This window comes from Pseudomonas sp. H3_C08, assembly GCF_054669455.1.
Map to the genome: position 1 here is coordinate 4,859,837 of NZ_CP162803.1, position 24,460 is coordinate 4,884,296.

24 protein-coding genes are annotated in these 24,460 nt (G+C 60.1%); 8 read left to right on the plus strand and 16 right to left on the minus strand.

Translation table 11 applies throughout. The annotated features are described in order from the left end of the window. Window positions 1-2: 2 nt before the first annotated feature. On the minus strand, window positions 3-2,312 hold the full coding sequence (locus AB4N74_RS22235) for a heavy metal translocating P-type ATPase (protein WP_460097251.1): 2,310 nt from the start codon (window positions 2,310-2,312) through the stop codon (window positions 3-5). A gap of 83 nt (window positions 2,313-2,395) precedes the next feature. Between AB4N74_RS22235 and cadR the strand changes: the two genes are divergently transcribed. Next, the gene (gene cadR, locus AB4N74_RS22240) at window positions 2,396-2,845 is read left to right on the plus strand and encodes a Cd(II)/Pb(II)-responsive transcriptional regulator (RefSeq protein WP_201236403.1); all 450 of its coding nucleotides are present in this window, start codon (window positions 2,396-2,398) and stop codon (window positions 2,843-2,845) included. Between the two features lie 125 nt (window positions 2,846-2,970). On the opposite strand, the gene AB4N74_RS22245 is transcribed toward cadR, so the two are convergent. From AB4N74_RS22245 to AB4N74_RS22255, 3 genes are all read right to left on the minus strand, one after another. Then, complete coding sequence (locus AB4N74_RS22245; protein ID WP_034153704.1) at window positions 2,971-3,942, minus strand: thymidylate synthase; 972 nt, start codon at window positions 3,940-3,942, stop codon at window positions 2,971-2,973. A gap of 50 nt (window positions 3,943-3,992) precedes the next feature. Then, the gene (lgt, locus tag AB4N74_RS22250) at window positions 3,993-4,808 is read right to left on the minus strand and encodes a prolipoprotein diacylglyceryl transferase (RefSeq protein WP_016983202.1); all 816 of its coding nucleotides are present in this window, start codon (window positions 4,806-4,808) and stop codon (window positions 3,993-3,995) included. A 79-nt stretch (window positions 4,809-4,887) separates the two neighbouring features. Beyond that, window positions 4,888-5,670: a sulfite exporter TauE/SafE family protein gene (locus AB4N74_RS22255; RefSeq protein WP_160042245.1), complete on the minus strand. Its 783-nt coding sequence runs from the start codon at window positions 5,668-5,670 to the stop codon at window positions 4,888-4,890. Window positions 5,671-5,802: 132 nt separating this feature from the next. Between AB4N74_RS22255 and AB4N74_RS22260 the strand changes: the two genes are divergently transcribed. Beyond that, entirely contained in the window at window positions 5,803-6,549 is a 747-nt protein-coding gene (locus tag AB4N74_RS22260; RefSeq protein ID WP_460097252.1) for an NRDE family protein, read from the plus strand. A gap of 315 nt (window positions 6,550-6,864) precedes the next feature. On the opposite strand, the gene ptsP is transcribed toward AB4N74_RS22260, so the two are convergent. Both ptsP and AB4N74_RS22270 read right to left on the minus strand, forming a co-directional pair. Further along, window positions 6,865-9,144: a phosphoenolpyruvate--protein phosphotransferase gene (gene ptsP / locus AB4N74_RS22265; RefSeq protein WP_007913900.1), complete on the minus strand. Its 2,280-nt coding sequence runs from the start codon at window positions 9,142-9,144 to the stop codon at window positions 6,865-6,867. A gap of 22 nt (window positions 9,145-9,166) precedes the next feature. Further along, window positions 9,167-9,646, minus strand: a complete 480-nt coding sequence (locus tag AB4N74_RS22270; protein ID WP_003229203.1) for an RNA pyrophosphohydrolase — start codon at window positions 9,644-9,646, stop codon at window positions 9,167-9,169. Window positions 9,647-9,789: 143 nt separating this feature from the next. Here AB4N74_RS22270 and AB4N74_RS22275 point away from each other — a divergent pair, with 143 nt between their 5' ends. Next, on the plus strand, window positions 9,790-10,446 hold the full coding sequence (locus AB4N74_RS22275; RefSeq protein WP_110718059.1) for a histidinol-phosphatase: 657 nt from the start codon (window positions 9,790-9,792) through the stop codon (window positions 10,444-10,446). 105 nt (window positions 10,447-10,551) lie between these two features. On the opposite strand, the gene AB4N74_RS22280 is transcribed toward AB4N74_RS22275, so the two are convergent. Together AB4N74_RS22280 and ilvA are read right to left on the minus strand one after the other, a co-directional pair. Continuing rightward, window positions 10,552-10,965, minus strand: coding sequence for a DUF2269 domain-containing protein (locus AB4N74_RS22280; protein ID WP_257356564.1), 414 nt, complete (start codon window positions 10,963-10,965; stop codon window positions 10,552-10,554). 40 nt (window positions 10,966-11,005) lie between these two features. Then, window positions 11,006-12,520, minus strand: a complete 1,515-nt coding sequence (gene ilvA / locus AB4N74_RS22285; RefSeq protein WP_460097254.1) for a threonine ammonia-lyase, biosynthetic — start codon at window positions 12,518-12,520, stop codon at window positions 11,006-11,008. A gap of 148 nt (window positions 12,521-12,668) precedes the next feature. Here ilvA and rpiA point away from each other — a divergent pair, with 148 nt between their 5' ends. Further along, on the plus strand, window positions 12,669-13,343 hold the full coding sequence (gene rpiA / locus AB4N74_RS22290; protein WP_007913886.1) for a ribose-5-phosphate isomerase RpiA: 675 nt from the start codon (window positions 12,669-12,671) through the stop codon (window positions 13,341-13,343). Between the two features lie 84 nt (window positions 13,344-13,427). Here rpiA and AB4N74_RS22295 read toward each other — a convergent pair whose 3' ends face one another. The 4 genes from AB4N74_RS22295 to AB4N74_RS22310 all read right to left on the minus strand — a co-directional run bounded on the left by AB4N74_RS22295 (window position 13,428) and on the right by AB4N74_RS22310 (window position 17,744). Next, window positions 13,428-14,345, minus strand: a complete 918-nt coding sequence (locus AB4N74_RS22295) for an SdiA-regulated domain-containing protein (protein WP_099757445.1) — start codon at window positions 14,343-14,345, stop codon at window positions 13,428-13,430. A 105-nt stretch (window positions 14,346-14,450) separates the two neighbouring features. Next, window positions 14,451-15,374: an SdiA-regulated domain-containing protein gene (locus AB4N74_RS22300; protein ID WP_093429792.1), complete on the minus strand. Its 924-nt coding sequence runs from the start codon at window positions 15,372-15,374 to the stop codon at window positions 14,451-14,453. A 268-nt stretch (window positions 15,375-15,642) separates the two neighbouring features. Beyond that, window positions 15,643-16,308: a fumarylacetoacetate hydrolase family protein gene (locus AB4N74_RS22305; protein ID WP_093429791.1), complete on the minus strand. Its 666-nt coding sequence runs from the start codon at window positions 16,306-16,308 to the stop codon at window positions 15,643-15,645. A 41-nt stretch (window positions 16,309-16,349) separates the two neighbouring features. Next, entirely contained in the window at window positions 16,350-17,744 is a 1,395-nt protein-coding gene (locus AB4N74_RS22310) for an FAD-binding oxidoreductase (protein WP_026000500.1), read from the minus strand. Window positions 17,745-17,950: 206 nt separating this feature from the next. Here AB4N74_RS22310 and serA point away from each other — a divergent pair, with 206 nt between their 5' ends. Then, window positions 17,951-19,180: a phosphoglycerate dehydrogenase gene (gene serA / locus AB4N74_RS22315; protein ID WP_008085296.1), complete on the plus strand. Its 1,230-nt coding sequence runs from the start codon at window positions 17,951-17,953 to the stop codon at window positions 19,178-19,180. Between the two features lie 63 nt (window positions 19,181-19,243). On the opposite strand, the gene AB4N74_RS22320 is transcribed toward serA, so the two are convergent. Further along, window positions 19,244-19,669, minus strand: coding sequence for a DUF4399 domain-containing protein (locus AB4N74_RS22320; protein WP_093429790.1), 426 nt, complete (start codon window positions 19,667-19,669; stop codon window positions 19,244-19,246). A gap of 135 nt (window positions 19,670-19,804) precedes the next feature. Between AB4N74_RS22320 and AB4N74_RS22325 the strand changes: the two genes are divergently transcribed. Continuing rightward, entirely contained in the window at window positions 19,805-20,368 is a 564-nt protein-coding gene (locus AB4N74_RS22325; RefSeq protein ID WP_093429789.1) for a transporter substrate-binding domain-containing protein, read from the plus strand. 316 nt (window positions 20,369-20,684) lie between these two features. Here AB4N74_RS22325 and AB4N74_RS22330 read toward each other — a convergent pair whose 3' ends face one another. Beyond that, on the minus strand, window positions 20,685-21,170 hold the full coding sequence (locus tag AB4N74_RS22330) for a 2-thiouracil desulfurase family protein (RefSeq protein ID WP_099757450.1): 486 nt from the start codon (window positions 21,168-21,170) through the stop codon (window positions 20,685-20,687). A gap of 1 nt (window position 21,171) precedes the next feature. After that, the gene (locus tag AB4N74_RS22335; protein ID WP_093429787.1) at window positions 21,172-21,804 is read right to left on the minus strand and encodes a 2OG-Fe(II) oxygenase; all 633 of its coding nucleotides are present in this window, start codon (window positions 21,802-21,804) and stop codon (window positions 21,172-21,174) included. Between the two features lie 108 nt (window positions 21,805-21,912). Between AB4N74_RS22335 and AB4N74_RS22340 the strand changes: the two genes are divergently transcribed. Then, entirely contained in the window at window positions 21,913-22,644 is a 732-nt protein-coding gene (locus tag AB4N74_RS22340; protein WP_093429786.1) for a DUF2059 domain-containing protein, read from the plus strand. 133 nt (window positions 22,645-22,777) lie between these two features. Here the strand turns inward: AB4N74_RS22340 and bipL are convergent, their stop codons facing one another. Then, the gene (bipL, locus tag AB4N74_RS22345) at window positions 22,778-23,725 is read right to left on the minus strand and encodes a phospholipase BipL (RefSeq protein WP_460097257.1); all 948 of its coding nucleotides are present in this window, start codon (window positions 23,723-23,725) and stop codon (window positions 22,778-22,780) included. Window positions 23,726-23,824: 99 nt separating this feature from the next. Between bipL and AB4N74_RS22350 the strand changes: the two genes are divergently transcribed. Further along, window positions 23,825-24,403 (plus strand): DUF6436 domain-containing protein, encoded by a 579-nt coding sequence (locus AB4N74_RS22350; protein ID WP_099757452.1) that lies wholly within the window; start codon window positions 23,825-23,827, stop codon window positions 24,401-24,403. Window positions 24,404-24,460 lie beyond the last annotated feature (57 nt).

Here is a 24,460-nt window from a genome sequence, read left to right on the forward strand (position 1 = left end):
ATCTATTTGCGCAGCAGGCGCAAACCGTTGAACACCACCAACAGGCTCACGCCCATGTCGGCGAACACCGCCATCCACATGGTGGCGAGCCCGGCGAAGGTTACCCCAAGAAAGATAGCCTTGATCACCAGTGCCAACGCAATGTTCTGTTTCAGGATGCTTGCGGTATTGCGCGACAGGCTGATGAATGCCGGAATCTTGCGCAGATCGTCGTCCATCAGGGCGACATCGGCGGTTTCAATCGCGGTGTCGGTACCGGCCGCGGCCATGGCAAAACCAATCTCGGCGCGTGCCAGTGCCGGCGCGTCGTTGATGCCGTCGCCGACCATGCCGACTCGGCGGCCCTGTGCATAAAGCTCTTCGATGGCTTGCAGCTTGTCGGTCGGCAGCAAGTCGCCACGCGCTTCGTCGATCCCGACCTGTGCGGCAATCGCTTGGGCGGTGTGGACGTTGTCGCCGGTGAGCATCAGGGTTTTCACCCCGAGTTCATGCAATTGGCGGATCGCTTCGCGGCTGGTTTCCTTGACGGTGTCGGCCACAGCGAACAGTGCCAACGGGCCAGAGCTGTCGAGCAGCAACACCACGGATTTGCCCTGCTTCTCCAGCGCGAAGAGTTTTTCTTCCAGTGCTGGCGAGCACAGGCCGAGTTCTTCGACCAGACGATGGTTGCCCAAGTGGTAGGTCTGGCCGTTGATGTCGCCTTTGACGCCCCGCCCGCCCAGCGCTTCGAAGTTATCCACAATCAGCGTGGCGAAGTTTTTATCCACAGCGGCATTGGCGATGGCCAGCGACACCGGGTGATCGGAGCGACCGGCCAAGGCAGCGGCAATTGCCGGTGCGGTGGCATCGGCGGTTGGATCGAGCGACAGGTAATCGGTCTGCACCGGTTTGCCGTGGGTGATCGTCCCGGTTTTATCCAGCGCCAGATAATCCAGTTTGAAGCCGCCCTCCAGGTACACGCCGCCCTTGACCAGAATGCCTTTGCGCGCCGCTGCCGCGAGGCCGCTGACGATAGTCACCGGGGTCGAAATCACCAGTGCACATGGGCACGCGACCACCAGCAACACCAGCGCACGGTAGATCCAGTCAAACCACACAGCGCCCATGAACAGCGGCGGAATGATCGCCACGGCCAAGGCAAATACGAACACCACGGGCGTGTAGATTTTCGAGAACTGATCGACGAAGCGCTGGGTCGGCGCACGCGCGCCTTGGGCCTGCTCGACGGCGTGGATGATCCGCGCAAGAGTCGAGTTGTTCGCCGCTGCGGTCACCGCGTATTCCAGCGAACCGGCCTGGTTGATGGTGCCGGCGAAGACTTTATCGCCGACAGTTTTCTCCACCGGCAGGCTCTCACCGGTGATCGGCGCCTGGTCGATGGTCGAACTGCCGCTGACCACTTCACCGTCCAGCGCGATGCGCTCGCCGGGTTTCACTCGCACGCGGGCGCCGAGCTCGACGCTCTTCACGTCCTGCTCAATCCACGAACCGTCAGCCTGCAACACCGTGGCTTGCTCCGGCGTCATCTGCATCAGACCACTGATCGCGTTGCGCGCACGGTCCAGCGAGCGCGCTTCGATCAACTCGGCGACGGTGAACAGGAACATCACCATCGCCGCTTCCGGCCACTGGCCGATGAGGATGGCACCGGTGACGGCGATGCTCATTAGCGCGTTGATGTTGAGGTTGCGGTTCTTCAGGGCGATCCAGCCCTTTTTATAGGTGGTCAGGCCACCGCTGAGGATCGACACCAGCGCGATGATCGCCACCACCCAGGTGGGCGCGGCGTTGGTGAAGTGGATGACTTCGGCAGCGAGGGCGCCGACACCGGACAGCGCCAAGGGCCACCAGTGCTTTTTCACTGGCGCCGGGGCCGGTGCTTCGACGCCCGCCTCCAGGGGCTCGGCGTGCATGCCGAGGGATTTGATCGCTTCGGTGATCGGTTCGGTGCCCGGCAAGTTATGGGTCACGCCGAGTACGCGGTTGATCAGGTTGAATTCCAGTTGCTGCACGCCGGCGAGTTTGCCGAGCTTGTTCTGGATCAGCGTCTGCTCGGTCGGGCAGTCCATCGCCTCGATGCGGAAACTGCTCAGCCGCGCGTCAGCGCTGGTCTTTTCGCTCAGTTGCACCAGCGCAGGCGCGGCGGCTTTCGACGAGCAGCAGGAATCTTCGTGCGCATGAACCGGTGCCGGCGCAGCGACTTTCGATCCGCAGCAAGCATCGCCACCCTGTGAATGTTTATGCACAGGCTGCAATTTATGACTGTGATCGTGTCCGTCGCCGGGCTTGTGGGTGTGCTGGGAATCGCTCATTGGTCGCGTCCATGAAGGTGCCTGTTGCCAAGTAAAGACCCTGTAGCCACTATAGGGTCAAGTACCCTTTGGAGATTGCCGTCATGAAGATCGGAGAACTGGCCAAACTCACCGACTGCGCCGTGGAAACCATCCGCTACTACGAGCGCGAAAACCTGCTGCCGGAACCGGCTCGCAGCGACGGCAACTACCGCGTTTACACCCAGGCGCACGCCGAACGCCTGACCTTTATCCGCAACTGCCGCACCCTCGACATGACCCTCGAAGAAATCCGCAGCCTGCTGGCCATGCGTGATAGCCCGCAGGATCAGTGTGAAAGCGTCAATGCGTTGATCGACGAACATATCCAGCATGTGAAGGCGCGGATTGATGGGTTGTTGGCGTTGCAGACGCAACTGCTCGACCTGCGCCAACGTTGTGGCGAAGGGCCGATGGCCGATCAATGCGGAATTTTGCAGCGGCTGGAAGTGAGTGGCGGGGTTGTCGCGACGGAGGTTGAGCATTCCCACGTAGGCCGCAGCCACGGCCATTAAGACTCACGCAAAACCAAATGTGGGAGCGAGCCTGCTCGCGAAAGCGGTATATCAGTCGACATCTCTATGACTGACACGCCCTCTTCGCGAGCAGGCTCGCTCCCACAGGGGTTTTATGCAACGGCTTAGACCGCCATCGGCGCGGTCATTGGCGCGTGGTGTTCGTAGCCTTCCAGCGAGAAATCGCTCGGCTCGACCAGCTCCAGCCACTCTGGCTGATAAACACCGGTCTTGGCAAACTCCGGCACACGATCCGAAATTTTCAGCTTCGGCATGGCGAACGGCTCGCGCTTGAGCTGTTCGTTGAGCATGTCCAGGTGGTTCTCGTAGACGTGCGCATCACCGATGAAATAGGTGAACCAGCGCGGCGTGTAGCCAGTCAGGCGACCGATCAGGCTCAGCAGCGCGGCGCCTTCGGTGAGGTTGAACGGCGTGCCCAGACCCAGATCGTTGGAGCGGATGTAGAGGGTCAGAGAAATCTCTTTGGTCTCGACATTCGGGTGGAACTGGTACAGCAGGTGGCACGGCGGCAGCGCCATTTCATCTAGCTGCGCGACGTTCCAGCCGTGGAACAGAATGCGGCGGCTGCCCGGATCGTTGATGATCGTGTCGACGCACTGACGCACCTGGTCGATGGCTTTGTACAGCACCACGTAGGCCTGGCCGTCTTCTTCGCCCTGAGCGATCTGCTTGTAGCCGTTGCTCAAGGTTTGTTCGATGGCAGCGGTGTTGCTCAGCGGGATCTGCTTGTACGCCGGCCATTTGCGCCATTGCACGCCGTAGATTTCGCCGAGGTCGTCGTCGCCCTGACGGAACGGGTTGGCCAGCCACTGCGCGTTTTCGTTGGCGTTCTGGTCCCAGACCTTGCAGCCCAGCGCCCGGAATTCAGCGGCGTTGTTCACGCCACGGAGAAACCCGCACATCTCGCCGATGGCCGATTTGAAGGCCATTTTGCGCGTGGTGATCGCCGGAAAACCTTCCTGAAGATCGAAACGCAGCATCGCACCCGGGAAGCTGATGGTGTTGATACCGGTGCGGTTGGCTTGTTTGGTGCCGTTCTGAATGACGTGCGAGACCAGTTCGAGATATTGCTTCATGAGTTACCTGTGTCCTTTGAGCCCCGGCGTCGCGCGCCGGGATTCGTAGTTTAAGCCGTCGGCGCGAGCGGTGCTGCCGGTGCGCGACGATAGGCCAGCCAGATCAGGAACAGCCCGCCGACGATCATCGGTACGCAGAGCACCTGGCCCATGGTCAGCCAGTTCCAGGCCAGATAGCCCAGTTGCGCATCCGGCACGCGGACGAACTCGACGATGAACCGGAAGATGCCGTAGAACAGCGCGAACATGCCGGAAACGGCCATGGTCGGACGCGGTTTGCGCGAGAAAATCCACAAGATCAGGAACAGCGCCACGCCTTCAAGCGCGAATTGGTACAACTGCGACGGGTGACGCGGCAGTTGCGCCGGATCGCTGAACGGCGGGAAGACCATCGCCCATGGCACGTCGGTGGCCTTACCCCACAACTCGGCGTTGATGAAGTTACCGATGCGCCCAGCACCCAGGCCGATCGGCACCATTGGTGCGACGAAGTCCATCAACTGGAAGAACGACTTGCCGTTACGCTTGCCGAACCACAAGGCTGCGAGCATCACGCCGATGAAACCGCCGTGGAACGACATGCCGCCCTTCCACACTTCGAAAATCAGCGTCGGGTTGGCCAGGTAGGCACTCAGATCGTAGAACAGCACGTAACCCAGACGTCCGCCGACGATCACGCCCATCGACATCCAGAAGACCATGTCGGAGAGTTTCTCCTTGGTCCAGGTCGGGTCGAAACGGTTGAGCCGGCGCGACGCCAGCAGCCACGCACCGCCGATGCCGACGAGGTACATGAGACCGTACCAGTGGATTTTCAGCGGACCGATGGCCAGGGCCACCGGGTCGATCTGCGGGTAAGGCAGCATTGCGACTCCTCGTTAGAGTTGAAACCAAAATTCCCGGGCGACGCTGCCACCACAGGATTAAGCCAGGATTGCGAAGTGGTTAAAGCAAGAAGCTCAGACCCACGCTGAACAGCAAAGCGGCGAACAGCCGTTTCAGCAAGCGCGGCGACAATCGGTGCGCCAAACGCGCGCCGATGCGGGCGAAAACCATGCTGGTCAGGGCGATGCCCAACAACGCCGGCAAATACACAAAACCGAGACTATGCGGTGGCAACAACGGATCGTGCCACCCCAGAATCATGAAACTTAATGCACTGACCAGGGCGATCGGCAGACCACAGGCCGATGAGGTTGCCACGGCTTGCTGCATCGGCACGCTGCGCCAGGTCAGGAACGGCACGGTCAGCGAACCGCCGCCCACGCCAAAAATCGCCGAGGCCCATCCGATGATGCTACCGGCCACGGTCAGACCGAGTTTACCCGGCACCGTTCGGCTGGCCTTGGGTTTGATGTCCAGCGCCAGTTGCACCGAGATGATCAAGGCAAACACGCCGATGATCTTTTGCAGGTGCGGCCCGGAAATCGCTTCAGCGGTTAGTGCGCCGAAGCCTGCACCGAGCAGGATGCCAACGGCCATCCACATGAAGATCGGCCAGCGCACTGCGCCTCGACGGTGATGCTCACGCACGGCGTTGACCGAGGTGAAGATGATCGTCGCCAGCGAAGTGCCGACCGCCAGATGCGTGAGGATCGACTGATCGAAGCCCTGCAAGGTGAAACTGAACACCAGCACCGGCACGATGATGATCCCGCCGCCAACCCCGAACAGCCCGGCCAGCACGCCCGCACAGGCGCCCAGCGCCAGATAGAGCAGAAATTCCATGACCGTCTCCCCAGACCGCATCCGCAAAACCGGAGCGGCATGGTAACGGATGCACACCCTTTGGCTCCACTGGCGATGGATGCACGGACGCCGGATGCGTAGAGTGAGCAAAAAACACACAAGGACCACCTTATGTGCCTGATTGTTTTCGCCTGGCGCCCGGGCCATGCCCAGCCGCTGATCGTCGCGGCCAACCGCGACGAGTTTTACGCCCGGCCGAGCCTGCCACTGGCGCAGTGGCCGGAGGCGCCGCATGTGCATGCCGGACGTGATCTTGAGGCCGGCGGGAGTTGGCTGGGGATTGGCGCCAACGGGCGCTTTGCCGCGCTGACCAATATTCGCGATCCGCAGCAGGCGCCAGCGCGCAAGTCGCGGGGTGAGTTGGTGGCGCGGTTTCTGACCGGCGATGCGTCGATTGATGATTATTTGAGCGAAGTGGTCGGGCGTGCGGCGGAATATGCCGGGTTTAATCTGCTGCTCGGTAATAGTCATGAGCTGTGGCATTTCAATGCGCGGATGTCGGAACCGGTGATGCTGGGATCGGGGGTTTACGGATTATCCAATGCCGGGCTGGATACGCCGTGGCCGAAGTTGCTCAAGGCCAAGGCAGCGTTAGGTGCAGTGCTGGATGATCCGACGCCTGCGCGGTTGTTGGGGTTGTTGAGTGATGCGCAGGTTGCGCCGTCGGCTGAGCTGCCGGATACAGGGGTGGGGTTGGCGACTGAGACTTTGTTGTCGAGTGTGTTTATTGCCAGTCAGAGTTATGGGACGCGGGCGAGTACGGCGTTGATTGTGCAGGCGGATGGGGCGCGGCGGATGGTGGAGCGGAGTTTTGGGCCGTATGGCGGGCATTTGGGTGAAGTGGAAATAACAGCTTAAAAGCCAACCCTCACCCCAGCCCTCTCCCAAAGGGAGAGGGGGCCGACCGAGGTGTCTTGAGCCATGCATCGACCTGAAAGACCGAGTTGATTATGGATTCAACACGCACTTTCAAGTCGGTGTGAATCGATTATGGATTCAACACAGCACTTCCAGCCCGGTGCGGTTCGATTATGGATTCAGCACAACACCTCAAGTCGGTTTGAATCGATTATGGATCCAGCAAAGCACTTTCAGGTCGGCGGAGTTCTGCAGCATCCCCCAATCAGTCCCCTCTCCCCCCGGGAGAGGGTTAGGGTGAGGGGCTTTTGATCTTCAGAGGGCCTTGACCACCGCCGGCGGATGCATCTTCGACAACCCAAGGTTCTTCAGCGCCAATTGCAGCGAGCTGTGGATAACTTGCGGGTTGTCGATAGTCATCAGCTCCGCCAGCAATTCCTGAGCCTTGCTCAGATTGACCTGACGCAGCATCCACTTCACTTTCGGCAAGTTGGTGGCGTTCATCGACAGGCTGTCGAAGCCCATCGCCATCAACAGCACTGCCGCCGCCGGATCACCGGCCATTTCGCCGCAGATACTCACCGGTTTGCCTTCGGCATGGGCATCGCGCACCACGGTCTGCAGGGCTTGCAGCACCGCCGGATGCAGGTAGTCGTAGAGATCGGCCACACGCGGGTTGTTACGGTCGACCGCCAGCAAATACTGGGTCAAGTCGTTGGAACCGACGGACAGGAAGTCGACCATCCGCGCCAGCTCCTTGGTCTGGTACACCGCTGCCGGGATCTCGATCATCACGCCGATCGGCGGCATCGGCACGTCGGTGCCTTCGTCGCGCACTTCGCCCCAGGCCCGGTGGATCAGGTGCAGGGCTTCTTCGAGTTCGTGGGTGCCGGAGATCATCGGCAGCAGAATCCGCAGGTTGTTCAGGCCTTCGCTGGCCTTGAGCATCGCGCGGGTCTGCACCAGGAAGATTTCCGGGTGGTCGAGGGTGACGCGAATGCCGCGCCAGCCGAGGAACGGGTTGTCTTCCTTGATCGGAAAGTACGACAGCGACTTGTCACCGCCGATGTCGAGGCTGCGCATGGTCACCGGTTGCGGGTGGAACGCGGCGAGCTGCTCGCGGTAGATCGCCAGTTGTTCCTTCTCGCTCGGGAAGCGCTGGTTGATCATGAACGGCACTTCGGTGCGGTACAGGCCGACACCTTCGGCGCCACGCTTCTGCGCCCGCGCCACATCGGCCAGCAGGCCGGTGTTGACCCACAGCGGCATGCGGTGGCCATCGAGGGTCACGCACGGCAGGTCACGCAGGGTGTCGAGGCCCAGCGCCAGTTGTTTCTCTTCTTCGACGACTTCGGCGAACTGCTTGCGCAGCACTTCGCTCGGGTTGGTGTAAACCTCACCGCGTGTGCCGTCGACGATCATTTCGATGCCGTCGACCTTGGCGTACGGCAGGTCGACCAGCCCCATCACCGTCGGAATGCCCATCGCTCGGGCGAGGATCGCGACGTGGGAGTTACCCGAGCCGAGTACCGAGACCAGACCGACCAGTGTGCCTTCCGGAACCTCGCCGAGCATCGCCGGCGTCAGTTCTTCGCTGACCAGAATGGTTTTTTCCGGGTAGACCAGGTTCTGCTGGCGCTCTTCCTGCAAGTAGGCGAGCAGACGGCGACCAAGGTCTTTGACGTCCGAGGCACGCTCACGCAGGTAGGCGTCGTCCATCAATTCGAAACGGTTGACGTGTTCCGTGACCACCTGACGCAGCGCGCCCTGGGCCCACTGGCCGGTCTTGATCACGGTGGTGATTTCGCTGCCCAGCGAGGCATCGTCGAGCATCATCAGGTAGACGTCGAACAGTGCGCGCTCTTCCGGGCGCAGTTGGGTCGCGAGTTTGGCGGACAACGCGCGCATGTCGGCGCGCACGCCTTCGATGGCGGTCTTGAACAGCGCCAGTTCGGCATTGATGTCGGTGATGGTCTTGTCCGGCACCACGTCGAGATCGGCCGGCGGCAGCATGACCACCGCAGTACCGACTGCGGCCCCCGGCGAACCCGGCACGCCGACGAACTTGGCTTCCTGAATGCCTTTGCCCTGACGGCCCAGACCACGGATCGAACCGGTGGCTTCGGCGTGGGCGATAACGCCTGCAAGCTGTGCGCTCATGGTCACGAGGAAGGCTTCTTCACCTTCGTCGAACTGGCGGCGTTCTTTTTGTTGGATAACCAACACGCCGACCACGCGGCGGTGGTGAATGATCGGTGCACCGAGGAACGAGGCGTAACGTTCTTCACCGGTTTCGGCGAAGTAACGGTAGCGCGGGTGATCCGCAGCGTTTTCGAGGTTCAGGGGTTCTTCACGCGTGCCGACCAGACCGACCAGACCTTCGTTGGGTGCCATGCTGACCTTGCCGATCGAGCGCTTGTTCAAGCCCTCGGTGGCCATCAGGACGAAGCGGTTGGTCTCGGGATCAAGCAGGTAGACCGAGCAGACCTGGCTGCCCATGGCCTCTTTGACGCGCAACACAATAATCCCCAACGCCGCCTTGAGATCCTTGGCGGAGTTAACTTCCTGGACGATCTTGCGCAGCGTATTGAGCATGGCTCGGGGTCGAACTCCGTCGTCAGTCGCGCGCTAAAAGGCGCGGGGCAAGCTCTTTGAGGGCGCGGCGATACACCTCGCGCTTGAATGTCACCACCTGGCCCAACGGATACCAATAGCTGACCCAGCGCCAGCCATCGAACTCCGGTTTACCGGTCAAATCCATCCGCACCCGCTGCTCGTTGGAGATCAGGCGCAGGAGAAACCATTTCTGTTTCTGGCCGATGCACAGCGGTTGGCTGTGCGTACGCACCAGACGTTGCGGCAAACGATAGCGCAACCAGCCCCGGGTACAGGCCAGTATTTCAACATCTTCACGTTCCAGGCCAACTTCTTCGTTCAGCTCGCGGTACAAGGCGTCTTCCGGCGTCTCTTCAGGGTTGATTCCCCCTTGCGGAAACTGCCAGGCATCTTGATTGATACGGCGAGCCCATAGCACCTGGCCGGCGTCATTCGTCAGAATGATCCCGACATTGGGGCGGAAACCATCGGGGTCGATCACGGCAACAACCTCGCAAACGCATGTCGCCGCATTGTTCCACAAAGGTTGATAAGGCGGCAACGAGGCTTCCTACCTTATGTGCACTCTTGTGAAAAGACCGTATTCTTGTCGCCTTTTTACTGACTTTTCAGCGGGTAACTGCAATGCGCCTGGCTCTATTCGATTTGGACAACACCCTTCTGGGCGGCGACAGCGATCACGCCTGGGGCGACTATCTATGTGAACGCGGCTTCCTCGACCCGATTGCGTACAAGGCGCGCAACGACGAGTTTTATCAGGATTACCTGGCCGGCAAACTGGATAACGCCGCGTACCTGAACTTCTGCCTGGAGATCCTCGGCCGCACCGAAATGGCCGTGCTTGAGCAATGGCACAGCGATTACATGCGCGACTGCATTGAGCCGATCGTATTGCCGAAGGCGCTGGAACTGCTGAAAAAACACCGGGACGCCGGCGACAAACTGGTGATCATCACCGCGACCAACCGCTTCGTCACCGCGCCGATTGCTGTGCGTCTGGGCGTTGAAACCCTGATTGCCACCGAATGCGAGATGGTTGATGGCCGCTACAGCGGGCGCAGCACCGACATTCCGTGCTTTCGCGAAGGCAAGGTCACGCGCCTGAACCGTTGGCTGGAGGAAACCGGGTATTCGCTGGATGACAGCTATTTTTATAGCGATTCGATGAATGACTTGCCGCTGCTGGAGCAGGTGGCGAATCCGGTCGCGGTGGATCCGGATCCGAATCTGCGTGCTGAAGCCGAGAAGCGTGGCTGGCCGGTGATTTCGCTGCGCGGCTGATTATGCCTTCGCGAGCAAGCTCGCTCCCACATTGGATCTGTGTCGTTCACAAATCCCCTGTGGGAGCGAGCCTGCTCGCGAATGGGGTCGACACGGTCTCAAGCCTTAAACAGGCTTGGCCCCCATCAACCCGGCAATGGCAAGAAACCCGACACCGCTGACAATCGCCAGGGCCAGATTGAATTTCCAGTTGCCACCCCCCGTTGTCCACAGCCGATTAAGCCGCACCAACAACCACACTGCACTCAACGTGGCCACGGCATAAATCACGCTGGACCCCAGAATCCACAACTGCCCCAATGGCCAGCCGATCAGGTGTACCAGCCACCAGCCGGTGAAAGGCATGCTGAACATACCGATCAGCATCAAACACCAGATAAACAGCCAGGGACGCTGCATCGTGCTGGCCGGCCCTTCGCTGCGATTACGCCAGGTCAGGGCGGCAAGCCCCAGCCCGCTCGCGAGTATGACCACGGTCGCCGCGACGTGAAGGACTTTCAGGGTGGTCAGGGTTTCCATGTAATTCTCTTCCTTGGGCCATGCCCATCAGCGTAGCCGCTCAGCCAAGAAACAGCTGATAGGCCGGGTTTTCGCTTTCATCCCAGTACGGGTAACCGATTTCCTCAAGCGCCGCCGGCACCAGATGACGTTCGTCGTGCGGTACTTGCAGACCGGCGACCACGCGACCATCAGCAGCGCCGTGGTTGCGGTAGTGGAACATCGAGATGTTCCAGCGCCCACCGAGCTTGTTGAGGAAGTTGAACAGCGCGCCCGGACGCTCCGGGAACTCGAAGCGGAACACCACTTCATCAATCACGTGCGCCGCGTGGCCGCCGACCATGTGGCGGATGTGCAGCTTGGCCAGTTCGTTGTCGGTCAGGTCGAGTACCGGGAAACCCTGCTCGGTCAGGCTCGCCAGCAATGCACTGCGCGGATCGTTTTCCGGATGGGTCTGCACGCCAACGAAAATGTGCGCTTCGCTGCCGGTGTTGTAGCGGTAGTTGAATTCGGTGATCTGGCGCTTGCCGATCGCTTCGCAGAACGCTTTGAAGCTGCCGGCCTTCTCGGGAATGGTCACAGCGATTATCGCTTCGCGGCCTTCACCCAGCTCGGCGCGTTCGGCGACGTGGCGCAGGCGATCGAAGTTGACGTTGGCGCCGGAGTCGATGGCCACAAAGGTCTGGCCGCTGACGCCGCGCAACTCGACGTACTTCTTGATCCCGGCCACGCCCAATGCGCCGGCAGGTTCGGTGATCGAGCGGGTATCGTCGTAGATATCCTTGATAGCCGCACAGATCTCATCAGTGCTGACGGTGATCACTTCATCGACGTAGTCTTTGCAGATGTCGAAGGTGTGCTGGCCAATCTGCGCCACCGCCACGCCGTCGGCGAAGATGCCCACGGTCGGCAATACGACGCGCTCACCGGCGGCCATTGCCGCTTGCAGGCAGTTGGAGTCGTCCGGCTCGACGCCGATGACTTTGATGTCCGGACGCAGGTATTTCACGTAGGCAGCGATGCCGGCGATCAGGCCGCCGCCGCCGACCGGAACGAAAATCGCGTCCAGTGGCTGCGGGTGCTGGCGCAGAATTTCCATCGCCACAGTGCCCTGCCCGGAAATGGTGTGCGGATCATCGTACGGGTGAATGTAGACGTAGCCTTTTTCATCGACCAGTTTCAGCGAGTACGCCAGAGCTTCCGGGAACGAGTCACCGTGCAGCACTACTTTGCCGCCACGCGAGCGCACGCCTTCGACTTTGATCTCGGGGGTGGTCTTGGGCATGACGATGGTGGCTTTGACGCCCAGCACTTTCGCCGCCAGGGCCAGACCTTGCGCATGGTTGCCCGCCGACGCAGTGACCACGCCACGGGCACGCTCTTCGTCAGTCAGCTGGGTAAGTTTGTTGTAGGCGCCGCGAATCTTGAACGAGAACACCGGCTGCAAGTCTTCACGCTTGAGCCAGATGTCATTGCCCAGCCGCTCGGAGAGCTGGCGAGCGTTCTGCAACGGGGTTTCTACGGCAACGTCATAAACGCGCGAGGTGAGGATCTTTTTGACGTACTGTTCGAGCATCGGAAAGCATCACTGAGCGGGTTGGGCAGGGCCAAGGAGTCTAACCCGGCTTTTGCCCGGACGACCACACGAATCCAGAGGTTTTAGCCTCGCTTGCGGCTATAATGCCGGCCTTTCCGTTCTCACCTTGCCCGCTTCCGGAGCCCGCATGACCCAGGATCAACTCAAACAGGCAGTGGCTCAGGCCGCCGTCGACTTCATCCTTCCGAAACTCGACGACAAGAGCATCGTCGGGGTCGGCACCGGCTCCACCGCCAACTGCTTCATCGACGCCCTGGCCCAGCATAAGGGCGCCTTCGATGGCGCGGTGGCCAGTTCCGAAGCTACCGCCGCGCGCCTCAAGGGCCACGGGATTCCGGTGTATGAGCTGAACACCGTCAGCGACCTGGAGTTCTACGTCGACGGCGCCGATGAAAGCGACGCGCACCTGAACCTGATCAAGGGCGGCGGCGCAGCGCTGACCCGCGAGAAGATCGTTGCAGCCGTGGCCAAGACCTTCATCTGCATCGCCGACGCCAGCAAACTGGTGCCGGTGCTGGGCGAGTTCCCGCTGCCGGTCGAAGTGATCCCGATGGCCCGCAGCCACGTCGCGCGCCAATTGGTGAAACTGGGCGGCGACCCGGTGTACCGCGAAGGCGTTTTGACCGATAACGGCAACATCATTCTGGATGTGTTCAACCTGCAGATCACCAACCCGGTGGAGCTGGAAGCGCAGATCAATGCGATTGTCGGCGTGGTCACCAACGGCTTGTTCGCGGCACGGCCGGCGGACTTGCTGTTGCTGGGCACCAGTGAAGGTGTGAAAACCCTCAAGGCTGAGTAAGCCCAGACTGCCCGAAATTAATGGGCAGACGAATAAACCTGTGGGAGCGAGCAAGCTCGCTCCCACAGTGTTTTGTGGTGTGAGTTAGGGCTGTGCAGGCTTTTTGAAGACGTAGAACAGATTCGGCTCACTCACCAGATACAACGTCCCGTCATCATCCATCGCAATGCCTTCCGCCTGCGGCACGGTTTTCTTCAAACCCTGCCGGCCGCCACTGATGGACATGGTGCTCAACGGCCGTCCGCCGACATCCAGCTCCAGAATCAACCGCGACTCATCCGACAGCGCCAGCAAATGCCCGCTGCGCTCGTCGTATTGCAAACTCGACAGATCGCGCACAAACATCCCAGCGTCACGCTTGGGGTCGTTGATCACATGCACCGCGTAGGACTTTTCCGGATTGAAGTGCGGAAAACCGTGCACTTCGTAGATGAGCATCGGATTACGCTCTTTCGCGACAAACAGACGCTTGCCCACCGAGTCATACGCCAGGCCTTCAAAACCTTTGTTGCTGGCCATATGCACGCCGAGGGTCATCTGCTCGGCGTCCGCCGCGTCGAGGAATGTGGTGCCTGCCTCCAAGTGAATCTTGATCAGTCGCTGCTGACGCTCATCAGTGATCACGTAGGTGTCGGCGCTGATGTACTCGACGGCTTCGGGATCGCCAAAACCAATCAGGGCAATGCGCCGCAGTATCTTGCCTTCAAGCGACAGTTCGACCAGCTCGGAATTCTTGTTGGTCACGGTGAACAGACTTTTGCGCACCGGATCGAAGGTCAGCGCCGAAACATCGTCGTCCAGCCCGTCAATCACCCGCGCCTCAATCTCCACGCGATACTGATCCAGCCCAATCGACTCGCTACTCTGCGGTTGCCACAGGGTGTGCAAGTTAAACCAGGCGCGCTCGAACAGGCGCATGTATTGACCGATCGCAATCAACGCGATCAGGGCAATCACCGACAGGAAGATAATCAGAGGCTTGGGGCGGGCAAGTCGACGCATGTGGATGGCTCGGGATCAAAACAGGCGGATGAAATACCACGCCCGTCTGAACTGAAGCTTAATGGCCACTTGCCTCAAACCACAAGACAACCCCGGCAGGAGGGGCTATTTCTGTTTTTCGAAGCGATAGAACAGGTTGGGCTCGCTGACCATGTACAGCGTACCTGCCTCGTCCATGGTCACGCCTTCGGCGCGGGGAATGGTGTTTTTCAGGCCATTGAAGCCGCCAAGCAGGGTCATGAAGCTGACCTGTTCGCCCTTCTCGTCCAGTTCCAGCAGCAGATGCGAGTCGGCGGACAGCACCAGTGTGTGCTGAGTGCGCGGGTCAATCGCCAAGGCCGAGAGGTTGCGAATATCCAGTTCATCACTGGCAAGTTTCTGCTTGTCGCCCTTGAGGGTCTGGCTGCCGTCGCTTTTCCAGGTGAACAGCGCCGGTGGCCGCTCCTCACCGAGCAGCAATTGCTGGTTGTGGGAATCCCAGGTAATGGCTTCGAAGGCTTTGTTCTGGTCTTTCGACGGGCCGAGGTCGTATTTCGGGAAGTCGGCGATATTCAGCTCGCGAGTATCGGCATCGACTTTGACGATCGACAACATGTGCTGACGCTCGTCGACGATGGCCATCAAGCCGTTTTCCATCATCGTCAGGCCTTCCGGATTGCTCCAGCCCACCAGCGGCATTTTGCGCAGTACATCGCCCTGTAACGTCAGTTCAGCGAGAAACGGGTTCTTGCCCATCACCGAGAACAGCGTTTTGGTCTGCGGGTTGTAAGCCAGATCCGAAGCCTCGTCCTTCTCCATACCCTTCAGCGGTTTGGCATCGATGACCACCCGGTAGTCCGGCAGCCAGATGCTTTCCTTCTGCTCGGCCTGGCTTTCAAAGCGCTCCTGCAGCCAAAGCACACCGCGATCATCCCAATGCATGGCAAACGCCAAGGCATATGCCGCGGCAAGCACCAGCAACAGCCAGACATACCAGCGCAGGGCGAAACGTGAACGGCGGGTGGGTTTGAGCTGAGTTTGAGATGACATCGAGGGACGCGTTCCGAAAATTCAGGCTATGGGTAATAGCACAAAGAGGCCGGCTCAGACGCCAGAATGAGAGGAATTATCCGTACAGGATGTGAAAAAAACGGCAAATGGCGGGATTGCCGTGTGTTGCCAACCATCTTCAGGGCACCCCAAAACAATGTGGGAGCGAGCCTGCTCGCGAAGACGGAGTGTCAGGCAACGATGATGTCGACTGACCTGGCGCCTTCGCGAGCAGGCTCGCTCCCACAGAGGATTTGCAGTGTGGCGGTTAGCGCACGCTGCTGTTGAAGCTGCTCGCGCCAACCAGTTCGAGAACGATGTCATCGCCAACGTTCAGCGGGCCAACGCCCACTGGCGTGCCGGTGAGGATCACGTCACCGGCCTGCAGCGAGAAGCAGCCGGCCATGTGCTGGATCATCGGCACGATCGGGTTGAGCATCGCGCTGCTGTTGCCGTCCTGGCGCACTTCGCCGTTGATGGTCAGGCGAATGCCGATGTCGGTCAGGTCAGCGAAGGTGCTGCCAACCACGAACGGGGCGATCACCGCTGCGCCGTCAAACGACTTGGCGATTTCCCACGGCAGGCCCTTGGCTTTCAGCTCGGCCTGTTTGTCGCGCAGGGTCAGATCCAGTGCCGGGGCAAAACCAGAGATGGCGTCGAGCACTTCTTCACGGCTCGGCTTGGTCGACAACGGCTTGCCGATCAACACGGCGATTTCCGCTTCGTAGTGCACTGAACCGCGCTCGGTCGGAATGCTGAAACCGCCTTCCAGCGGCACCACGCAACTGCCCGGTTTGATGAACAGCAACGGCTCGGTAGGCACCGGATTGTCCAGTTCCTTGGCGTGTTCGGCGTAATTGCGGCCAATGCACACGACTTTCCCGATCGGGAAGTGGATGCGCGTGCCGTCGACGTACTGGTGCTGATAGCTCATTTACCGACTCCTGCCTTCATTGATTCATCAAAGATTGTCGATCAAACCGCAAAAATCTTGCCCGGGTTCATGATGCCGTTCGGGTCGAACACCGCTTTCACCGCTTTCATGTACTCGATCTCAACCGGCGAGCGGCTGTAGGTCAAGTAATCGCGTTTGGTCATGCCCACGCCGTGCTCGGCGGAGATCGAACCGTTGTACTTCTCGACGGTTTCAAACACCCACTTGTTGACGGTCGCGCATTTGGCGAAGAACTCGTCCTTGCTCAGGTTATCCGGCTTGAGAATGTTCAAGTGCAGGTTGCCGTCGCCGATGTGGCCGAACCAGACGATTTCGAAGTCCGGATAGTGTTCGCCGACGATCGCGTCGATTTCCTTCAGGAACGCTGGCACTTTCGACACGGTGACCGAGATGTCGTTCTTGTACGGCGTCCAGTGCGAGATGGTTTCGGAGATGTACTCGCGCAGCTTCCACAGGTTCTGCAGCTGGGTTTCACTCTGGCTCATCACGCCGTCGAGCACCCAGCCCTGTTCGACGCAGTGCTCGAAGGTTTCCAGTGCGCTGTTGGCCACTTCTTCAGTAGTCGCTTCAAACTCCAGCAACGCATAGAACGGGCAGTCGGTTTCGAATGGCGCCGGTACGTCGCCACGGCCCATGACCTTGGCCAGGGCCTTATCGGAGAAGAATTCGAACGCGGTCAGGTCGAGCTTGCCCTGGAAGGCGTGCAGCACCGGCATGATCGAGTCGAAATCGGCGGTGCCGAGAACCATCGCGGTGAGGTTTTTCGGCGCACGATCGAGGCGCATGGTCGCTTCGACGACGAAACCGAGCGTGCCTTCAGCGCCAATGAACAGCTGACGCAGGTCGTAACCGGTGGCGTTCTTGATCAGGTCTTTGTTCAGTTCCAGCACATCACCCTTGCCGGTGACGACTTTCATGCCGGCCACCCAGTTGCGGGTCATGCCGTAGCGAATCACCTTGATTCCGCCGGCATTGGTGCCGATATTGCCGCCAATCTGACTGGAACCTGCCGAGGCGAAGTCGACCGGGTAGTACAAGCCTTTTTCTTCGGCAACGTTCTGCAAATGCTCGGTGACCACGCCCGGCTGACACACGGCAGTGCGGTCGGTGAGGTTAACGTCGAGAATCTGATTCATGTAGTCGAAGGAGACGACCACTTCGCCGTTGGCCGCCACCGCAGCGGCGGAAAGCCCGGTGCGCCCGCCCGACGGCACCAGCGCAATCTTGTGGGTGTTGGCCCAACGCACCACGGCCTGCACTTGCTCGATGGTCTTGGGAAACACGATGGCGCTTGGCGCCGGGGCGAAGTGCTTGGTCCAATCCTTGCCGTACGCATTCAGGGAGTCGGCGTCGGTCAGGACCTTGCCAGGCTCGACCAGGGTCTTCAGTTCATCAATCAGGGCAGGATTGGTCATCGACAGAACTCTCGAACAATTCATGGTCATCCTGAGAACGCTTCACGTCGCAGGAATGAGTGTTTAGCGGGGAGGCTATGCTAGCATACCGACCCCGCAGGCCAGTGCCCAAGGCCAGTTCTGCGGTAACGGCTTTCCTGCCGTTTGGGTCAGCTCCAGGCTGCTCCCCTCCCTGCCATTTTTCTCCGGGATACAGGTTTACGCAGATGAGCAAGACTTCTCTCGATAAGAGCAAGATCAAGTTCCTTCTTCTCGAAGGCGTCCACCAATCGGCTGTCGACGTCCTCAAGGCGGCGGGCTACACCAGCATCGAATACCTGACAGGTTCCTTGCCGGAAGCCCAGCTCAAGGAAAAGATCGCTGACGCTCACTTCATCGGCATTCGTTCGCGCACCCAACTGACCGAAGAGATCTTCGATCATGCGAAGAAGCTGGTCGCGGTCGGCTGTTTCTGCATCGGCACCAACCAGGTTGACCTGAGTGCTGCCCGCGAGCGCGGTATCGCCGTGTTCAACGCGCCGTACTCCAACACTCGCTCCGTCGCCGAGCTGGTGCTGGCCGAAGCGATCCTGCTGCTGCGCGGCATCCCTGAGAAAAACGCTTCCTGCCACCGTGGCGGCTGGATCAAATCCGCAGCCAACTCCTTCGAGATCCGTGGCAAGAAACTCGGCATCGTCGGCTACGGCTCGATCGGTACGCAGTTGTCGGTTCTGGCTGAAGGTCTGGGCATGCAGGTGTACTTCTATGACACCGTGACCAAGCTGCCACTGGGCAACGCGACCCAGATCGGTAGCCTGACCGAGCTGCTGGGCATGTCCGACATCGTCACCCTGCACGTTCCGGAAACCGCTGCGACCCAGTGGATGATCGGCGAGAAGGAAATCCGCGCCATCAAGAAGGGCGGCATCCTGATCAACGCCGCGCGCGGCACCGTGGTCGAACTGGACGCCCTGGCGGACGCGATCAAGGACAAGCACCTGATCGGCGCGGCCATCGACGTATTCCCGGTGGAGCCTCGCTCCAACGACGAAGAGTTCGAAAGCCCGCTGCGTGGCCTCGACAACGTGATCCTGACCCCGCACATCGGTGGCTCGACCGCAGAAGCACAAGCCAACATCGGTCTGGAAGTGGCAGAAAAACTGGTCAAGTACAGCGACAACGGTACCTCCGTTTCGTCGGTGAACTTCCCGGAAGTGGCCCTGCCGGCTCACCCTGGCAAGCACCGCCTGCTGCACATCCACGAGAACATCCCGGGTGTGATGAGCGAGATCAACAAGGTCTTCGCCGAAAACGGCATCAACATCTCCGGTCAGTTCCTGCAGACCAACGAGAAGGTTGGCTACGTGGTGATCGACGTCGACGCCGAGTACTCAGACTTGGCGCAAGAGAAGCTGCAGCACATCAACGGCACTATCCGTAGCCGCGTGTTGTTCTGATCAAGCGTTGAGCGACAAAAAAAAGGGAGCCTTCGGGCTCCCTTTTTCATGCACGCCGAAACGTTATTCGACGTTGACGGTGATTTTCTTCGAGACGATGGGTGGATCGAACGGCATGTGCCCGCTGTCGCCCAGTTCAAGCTGCAGAGTGTGCTTGCCCGGCGCCAACTTGACGTCCGCCTGAGTCTGCGCTTTACCGAAGTGCATGTGGTTGGCGTCATTCGGAATCGGTGCGCCAGCGGCCGGCAGCTTGTCGACGTCGATCAGCAGGTGATGGTGACCGGTGTTCTTGGTGACGTCACCGGCCGGTGCCAGCGCGACGTCCTTGGTACCGAATTTGACGGTGAAGGTCTGCGAAACCGTGGCCCCGTCTTCGGGAGAAACGATGAACACTTCGGCGCCTTTGGGGGCCGGTGTGGCGGCACTGGCCAGCACCGAAACGCCCATCAGCACACCCGCCAGCGCTGCACGTGACATAAAGCTTTTCATTTTCTTCTCCAGTTTTTCCGTAAAATCCGCAGGGTCATGACAACTTCATGACCATTCGTTGTCGAAGGCACTCGACAACCATAGCAAAGCGAGCCTCACTCAGAGCGTCGCGATAATGATTTCAAAGGAGTGACCATGCGCTTTCTGCCTGGCCTGATCTGCCTGCTACCCCTTCTGAGCCCTTTGGCTCACGCCGAACTGATTGATGACGTCAATGACCGTGGCGAGCTGCGCATTGCCCTTGAGGCTAATACACCGCCCTTCAATTTCAAGGATGGCGACACACTCACGGGGTTCGAGGTCGAGCTTGGGCAACTGCTGGCCAACGAGCTGGATGTGCGCGCCGACTTCATCGTCACTGACGAAGCCGACCTGCTCCAGGGCGTTGAAAGCGGCAAGTACGACGTTGCGCTCAACCACATAGCACTGACACCGGAGCTCAAGGATCGTTTCGACTTCAGCGAGCCTTACGGCAAGGTCGATTCACAGCTGCTGGCGAAGAAGGATGAGCAGCCACGGCCGATGGTGCTGGTGCAGGCGCTGACAGAAGAGAAGCCGAAAGCGGCAGCGCCGGTGGATTTGGCGATTCCGTTCCAGAAGGGTAATCCGGCGTTTCAGGCCAGCCTTGCGAGTGCGATGGAGCGGATCAAGGCGGATGGACGTTTGGCCGCGCTGACTGAGAAGTGGTTGAAGCCTTAAAAGCCCCTCACCCTGGCCCTCCCGAAACGTCGGACCGCCCATAGGGAGAGGGGACTGATTGGGGGATGCTTTAGAGATACGCCGACTTGGGATGGCTATACCGAATCCGAAATCGACTGACCATGGCTTCGTCGACGCCATAATCGATCGGTCATGCCTGTGTCGAATCCATAGTCGATCAGTCATGGCTGTTTCGAATCCATAGTCGATAAGGTCTTTCAGGTCGATGGACAGCGCCAGACACCTCGGTCGGCCCCCTCTCCCTACGGGCGGTCCGACGTTTCGGGAGGGCTGGGGTGAGGGCAACGATTCCGGATCAGCCCAAAGCCGCCAGAGCCACCGCCGCCTCAGGCAATTCAAGCTCACTGAACACCTGCACACCATGGCGCTTGAGCAGCGCAGCCGTCACGCCCTCGCCACTGACTTTGACGCCACTGAACGTGCCGTCATAGGTCAGCAGGTTTCCACAGGAGGGACTGTTGGCTTTCAATACTGCTACGCGAATGCCGTGCTTCTGCACCAGCTCCAGCGCCTGCCGCGCACCATCCAGAAACTGCGCGCTGACATCCTCGCCCTCAGTGGTGATCACCGCCGCGACACCATCAAGCACTTCACCGCCCTGCCCTCCGGGAATCTCCGCCGCCGCCCGTGGCGTCGGCAATCCGCCAGCGACCTCCGGACACAGCGGCACCACCCGCCCTTCAGCGATCCACTGTTCGAGCAGATCGAACGGCCCGCTCGCGCCACCGTCGTAACGCACGCGATGGCCCAACAGGCAGCGGCTGACCAGAATCTTTTCCATCTCAGAACGGCTCGTTGCCACGGCGGCGGAACCAGCCGGTCAGCGACAGGCGCTCGCGGTTCGCCGGCAGCACTTCATGAGGCACTTCACCGGAAAGGAACACCACCAAGCAACCGCCGGTAGGCTGCACGTCGTGCACGCGCTCATCGCTCAGGTACATTCGCAATTGACCGCCATCCTCCGGCAACCAGGCATCATTGAGGTAGACCACCACTGACACCATGCGTTTGTCATCGTCGCGAAAACGGTCGACATGCCTGCGATAGAACGCGCCCGGCGGATACAGCGCGAAATGGCATTCAAAATCCTCAAGCCCGAGAAACAGGCCACGGTTAAGCGCCTCACGCAGGCTTTCCATCAAGTTCAGATAACGGTCGCTGGCCTCGGCCTGGCCGGGGTCGATCCACTGAATGTGGTCGCCCCGAATCCCTTCGCGGATCTCTGAAAACGGCCCGCGACCGACAGCCGCCGGCGCCAGCTCACCCTCGGCCTCACGTTTACGGCACTCGGCCGCCAGCTCGCGGGTCAAACCGGCGGGCAGGAATATGTTCTGCTGCGACCAGCCGTGTTCCGCCAGGTCGTCGACGATGCGTAACAGCAGTGGGTGTTCAGAGGATATTTGCATGGCGCGCATAGTATGTCGGCGGCAAGAAATCCGACAGAGCCACGCGGCGGCTTGCTACGAATTCTCGACAAGTACCGGCACCGCACGGAGAATAGTCCGCTGCTGACAGGAGTCCCTATGCGCCGTTTGCTTTTTTCACTGTTGATGTTCTGCGTTTTGCCCGCCTGGGCGGACGGCCACGATCAGTTATACAAGGTCGCCGGCTGGCCAGATCAACGTGCGCATTTCAATGACGCCCTGACCGCCGCGCAGCAGCGCTACCAGAACAGCCTGCCGCCCGCCGTGTTTCAGGCACTGGTGAACAACAGCAACCAGCGCTTCGCCCCGCAAGCTGTGGATCAACGCGCCGAGGCGCAACTGCGGCAGAAGCTCGCTGATCCAAAACCGGCCCTGACTTTCTTTCAATCGCCGCTGGGCAAGAAAATTGTCGCGGCTGAATTGCTCGCCACCCGTCGCGATCAACTGGCGAAAAATGCCAAGGGCTTGCCGAAGATGCAGGCCAGCGACAGCCGTCTGCTGATCATTGGCCACCTCGCTCAGGCCTTGCCGGCGCGTGAGGCCGGCGCCGAAGTGAGCCTGGCGATTGCCGGCGTGGCGGCGGACAGTTTGAGTTCGATGATCCCGGGATTGCTCGGTGGCGGTCAGGCGCAGGGCATGCTCAATGGTCAGCGCCAGCGTTTGATGGATCAGATTGGCGCGGACATCAACAACACGCTGCTCTACGTGTATCGCGACTTGTCGGATGAAGAGCTGGAGGAGTTTGCGACATTTGCCGAATCGACTGAGGGCAAGGCTTATTACCAGGCAGCGTTGGCGGCGATTCGCGCGGGGTTGGCGGTCGGGCAATGATCCTTGTTGCCTGACAAACCGCCTTCGCGAGCAAGCTCACTCCCACATTGGATCTTCAGCGGACACAAAATTTGTGAGCATCCCGCCCCCCCCTGTGGGAGCGAGCTTGCTCGCGAAGAGGCCCTCACAGGCGCTAAAGATTCCGGCCCCTGATGCGCTTGCTCAGAAACTCGAAATACTCCTCACGCATCTCCACCGTCTCATTCGCCAGATGATGCCGCGCCTCGGCCAATAGCAGAATCTGCGGCCGGTCGAACTTCCACTTCATCACCTGCAAATTGTGTTGCCAGTCCACCGTCATGTCCGCCTGTCCCTGAATGATCAGCGGCCGTCGCGGACTTTTTTTCGCGTGCTCGACGCGGATGATCCAGCGTGACAGCGCGCCCACCCATTTGGTCGGCAAGCGCCGTGGCTGCAACGGATCGGCCTGGAGAAACGGCAGGAAATCCGGGTCATTGGAATTCTCGCTAAAGCGTCGCGTGACACCCCGAACGAAAGGCCCGAGCAGGTAATAACTAAATTGCGACCAGCCCCATGCCCTTGGACGCACCAGCGGCGCCAGCAAAATCACCTGGCCTTGCGCCGGGCTGTTTTCGCCATGGTTGAGCAGGTGATCAACCACAATCGCCCCGCCGGTGCTTTGCCCGCACAAGTGCCACGGCTGCGGCAACGCGATCGACTGCGCCTCGGCGAACAACGCTTGCAGGACGTCCTGGTATTCAGAGAAATCGCGGATGCTCGCACGCGGCCCGCTCGACAGACCATGCCCCGGCAAATCACACGCGATTACCGCAAAGTCTTGATCCAGCGCCCACTCGATCACATGCCGATACAGCCCGGTGTGATCGTAGTAACCGTGCAGCAGAAACAGCGTCGCCTTGACCTTCTCCGGCCACCAGCAATGGCTGACCACTTCATAGCCATCGACTTCGAAACGGCCCATGCCACGCCAGACAGCGCGATGGGGAAAGTCGGTCTGGTAGAAGCGCTGGTAGGCCTTGGCCTCGTCCGACAACGGCTGCCACTCGGCCAAAGGCTTGAGGCTGGCGCGGATTTGATCGGGGTCGAAAGTGGCAGGCATGCGGGAATTCCAAAGCGGTAAACAGACTTTATCGGCCTGCGATATTCATCTGTCGGAGCAAGCATGGCAAGCTAGCCCACCTCTTCTGGAACGAAAACCATGCGTTCGCCCTACCGCACCGCACTGTTTGCCAGCCTGCTCGCGCTGATTTGCGCCGGGGTACTGTGGGCGGCGTACGACTGGTTTCAGGGGCGTTATCTGCGCGCGTTCAGCGAACACACGGCGGTATTTTCCGGTGATCCGCTGCGCCTGCCGGACAACCTCGCCGGTCCCGGCAAGATTCGCCTGGTACATTTCTGGGACCCGGCCTGCCCGTGCAACGTCGGCAATCAACAGCACCTGACCGAGATGGTCGAGCGGTTTGGCGGCAAAGGCGTGGAGTTCTTCGCCGTGCAGAAAACCGGCAGCCACGGTCAGTTGCCCACGACCCTCAGCAGTCTGAAAACCATCACGATATTGCCCGGCTCCGAACAGGTTCCGGCCAGCCCGGCCGTGGCGATCTGGGACCGCAGCGGTAAGCTGGCGTACTTCGGCCCCTACAGCGAAGGCCTGACCTGCAATTCCAGCAACAGCTTTATCGAACCGATTTTGAATGCCCTGACGGAGGATCGCCCGGTCAATGCCACGCACACCCTGGCGGTCGGTTGTTATTGCCCGTGGCCGGTGGAAACGCCGTAAGGCATTCCGGACTTTTCAAGGACAGCGCTGCACGGCACAGAAGGTCTGTGCTAATTG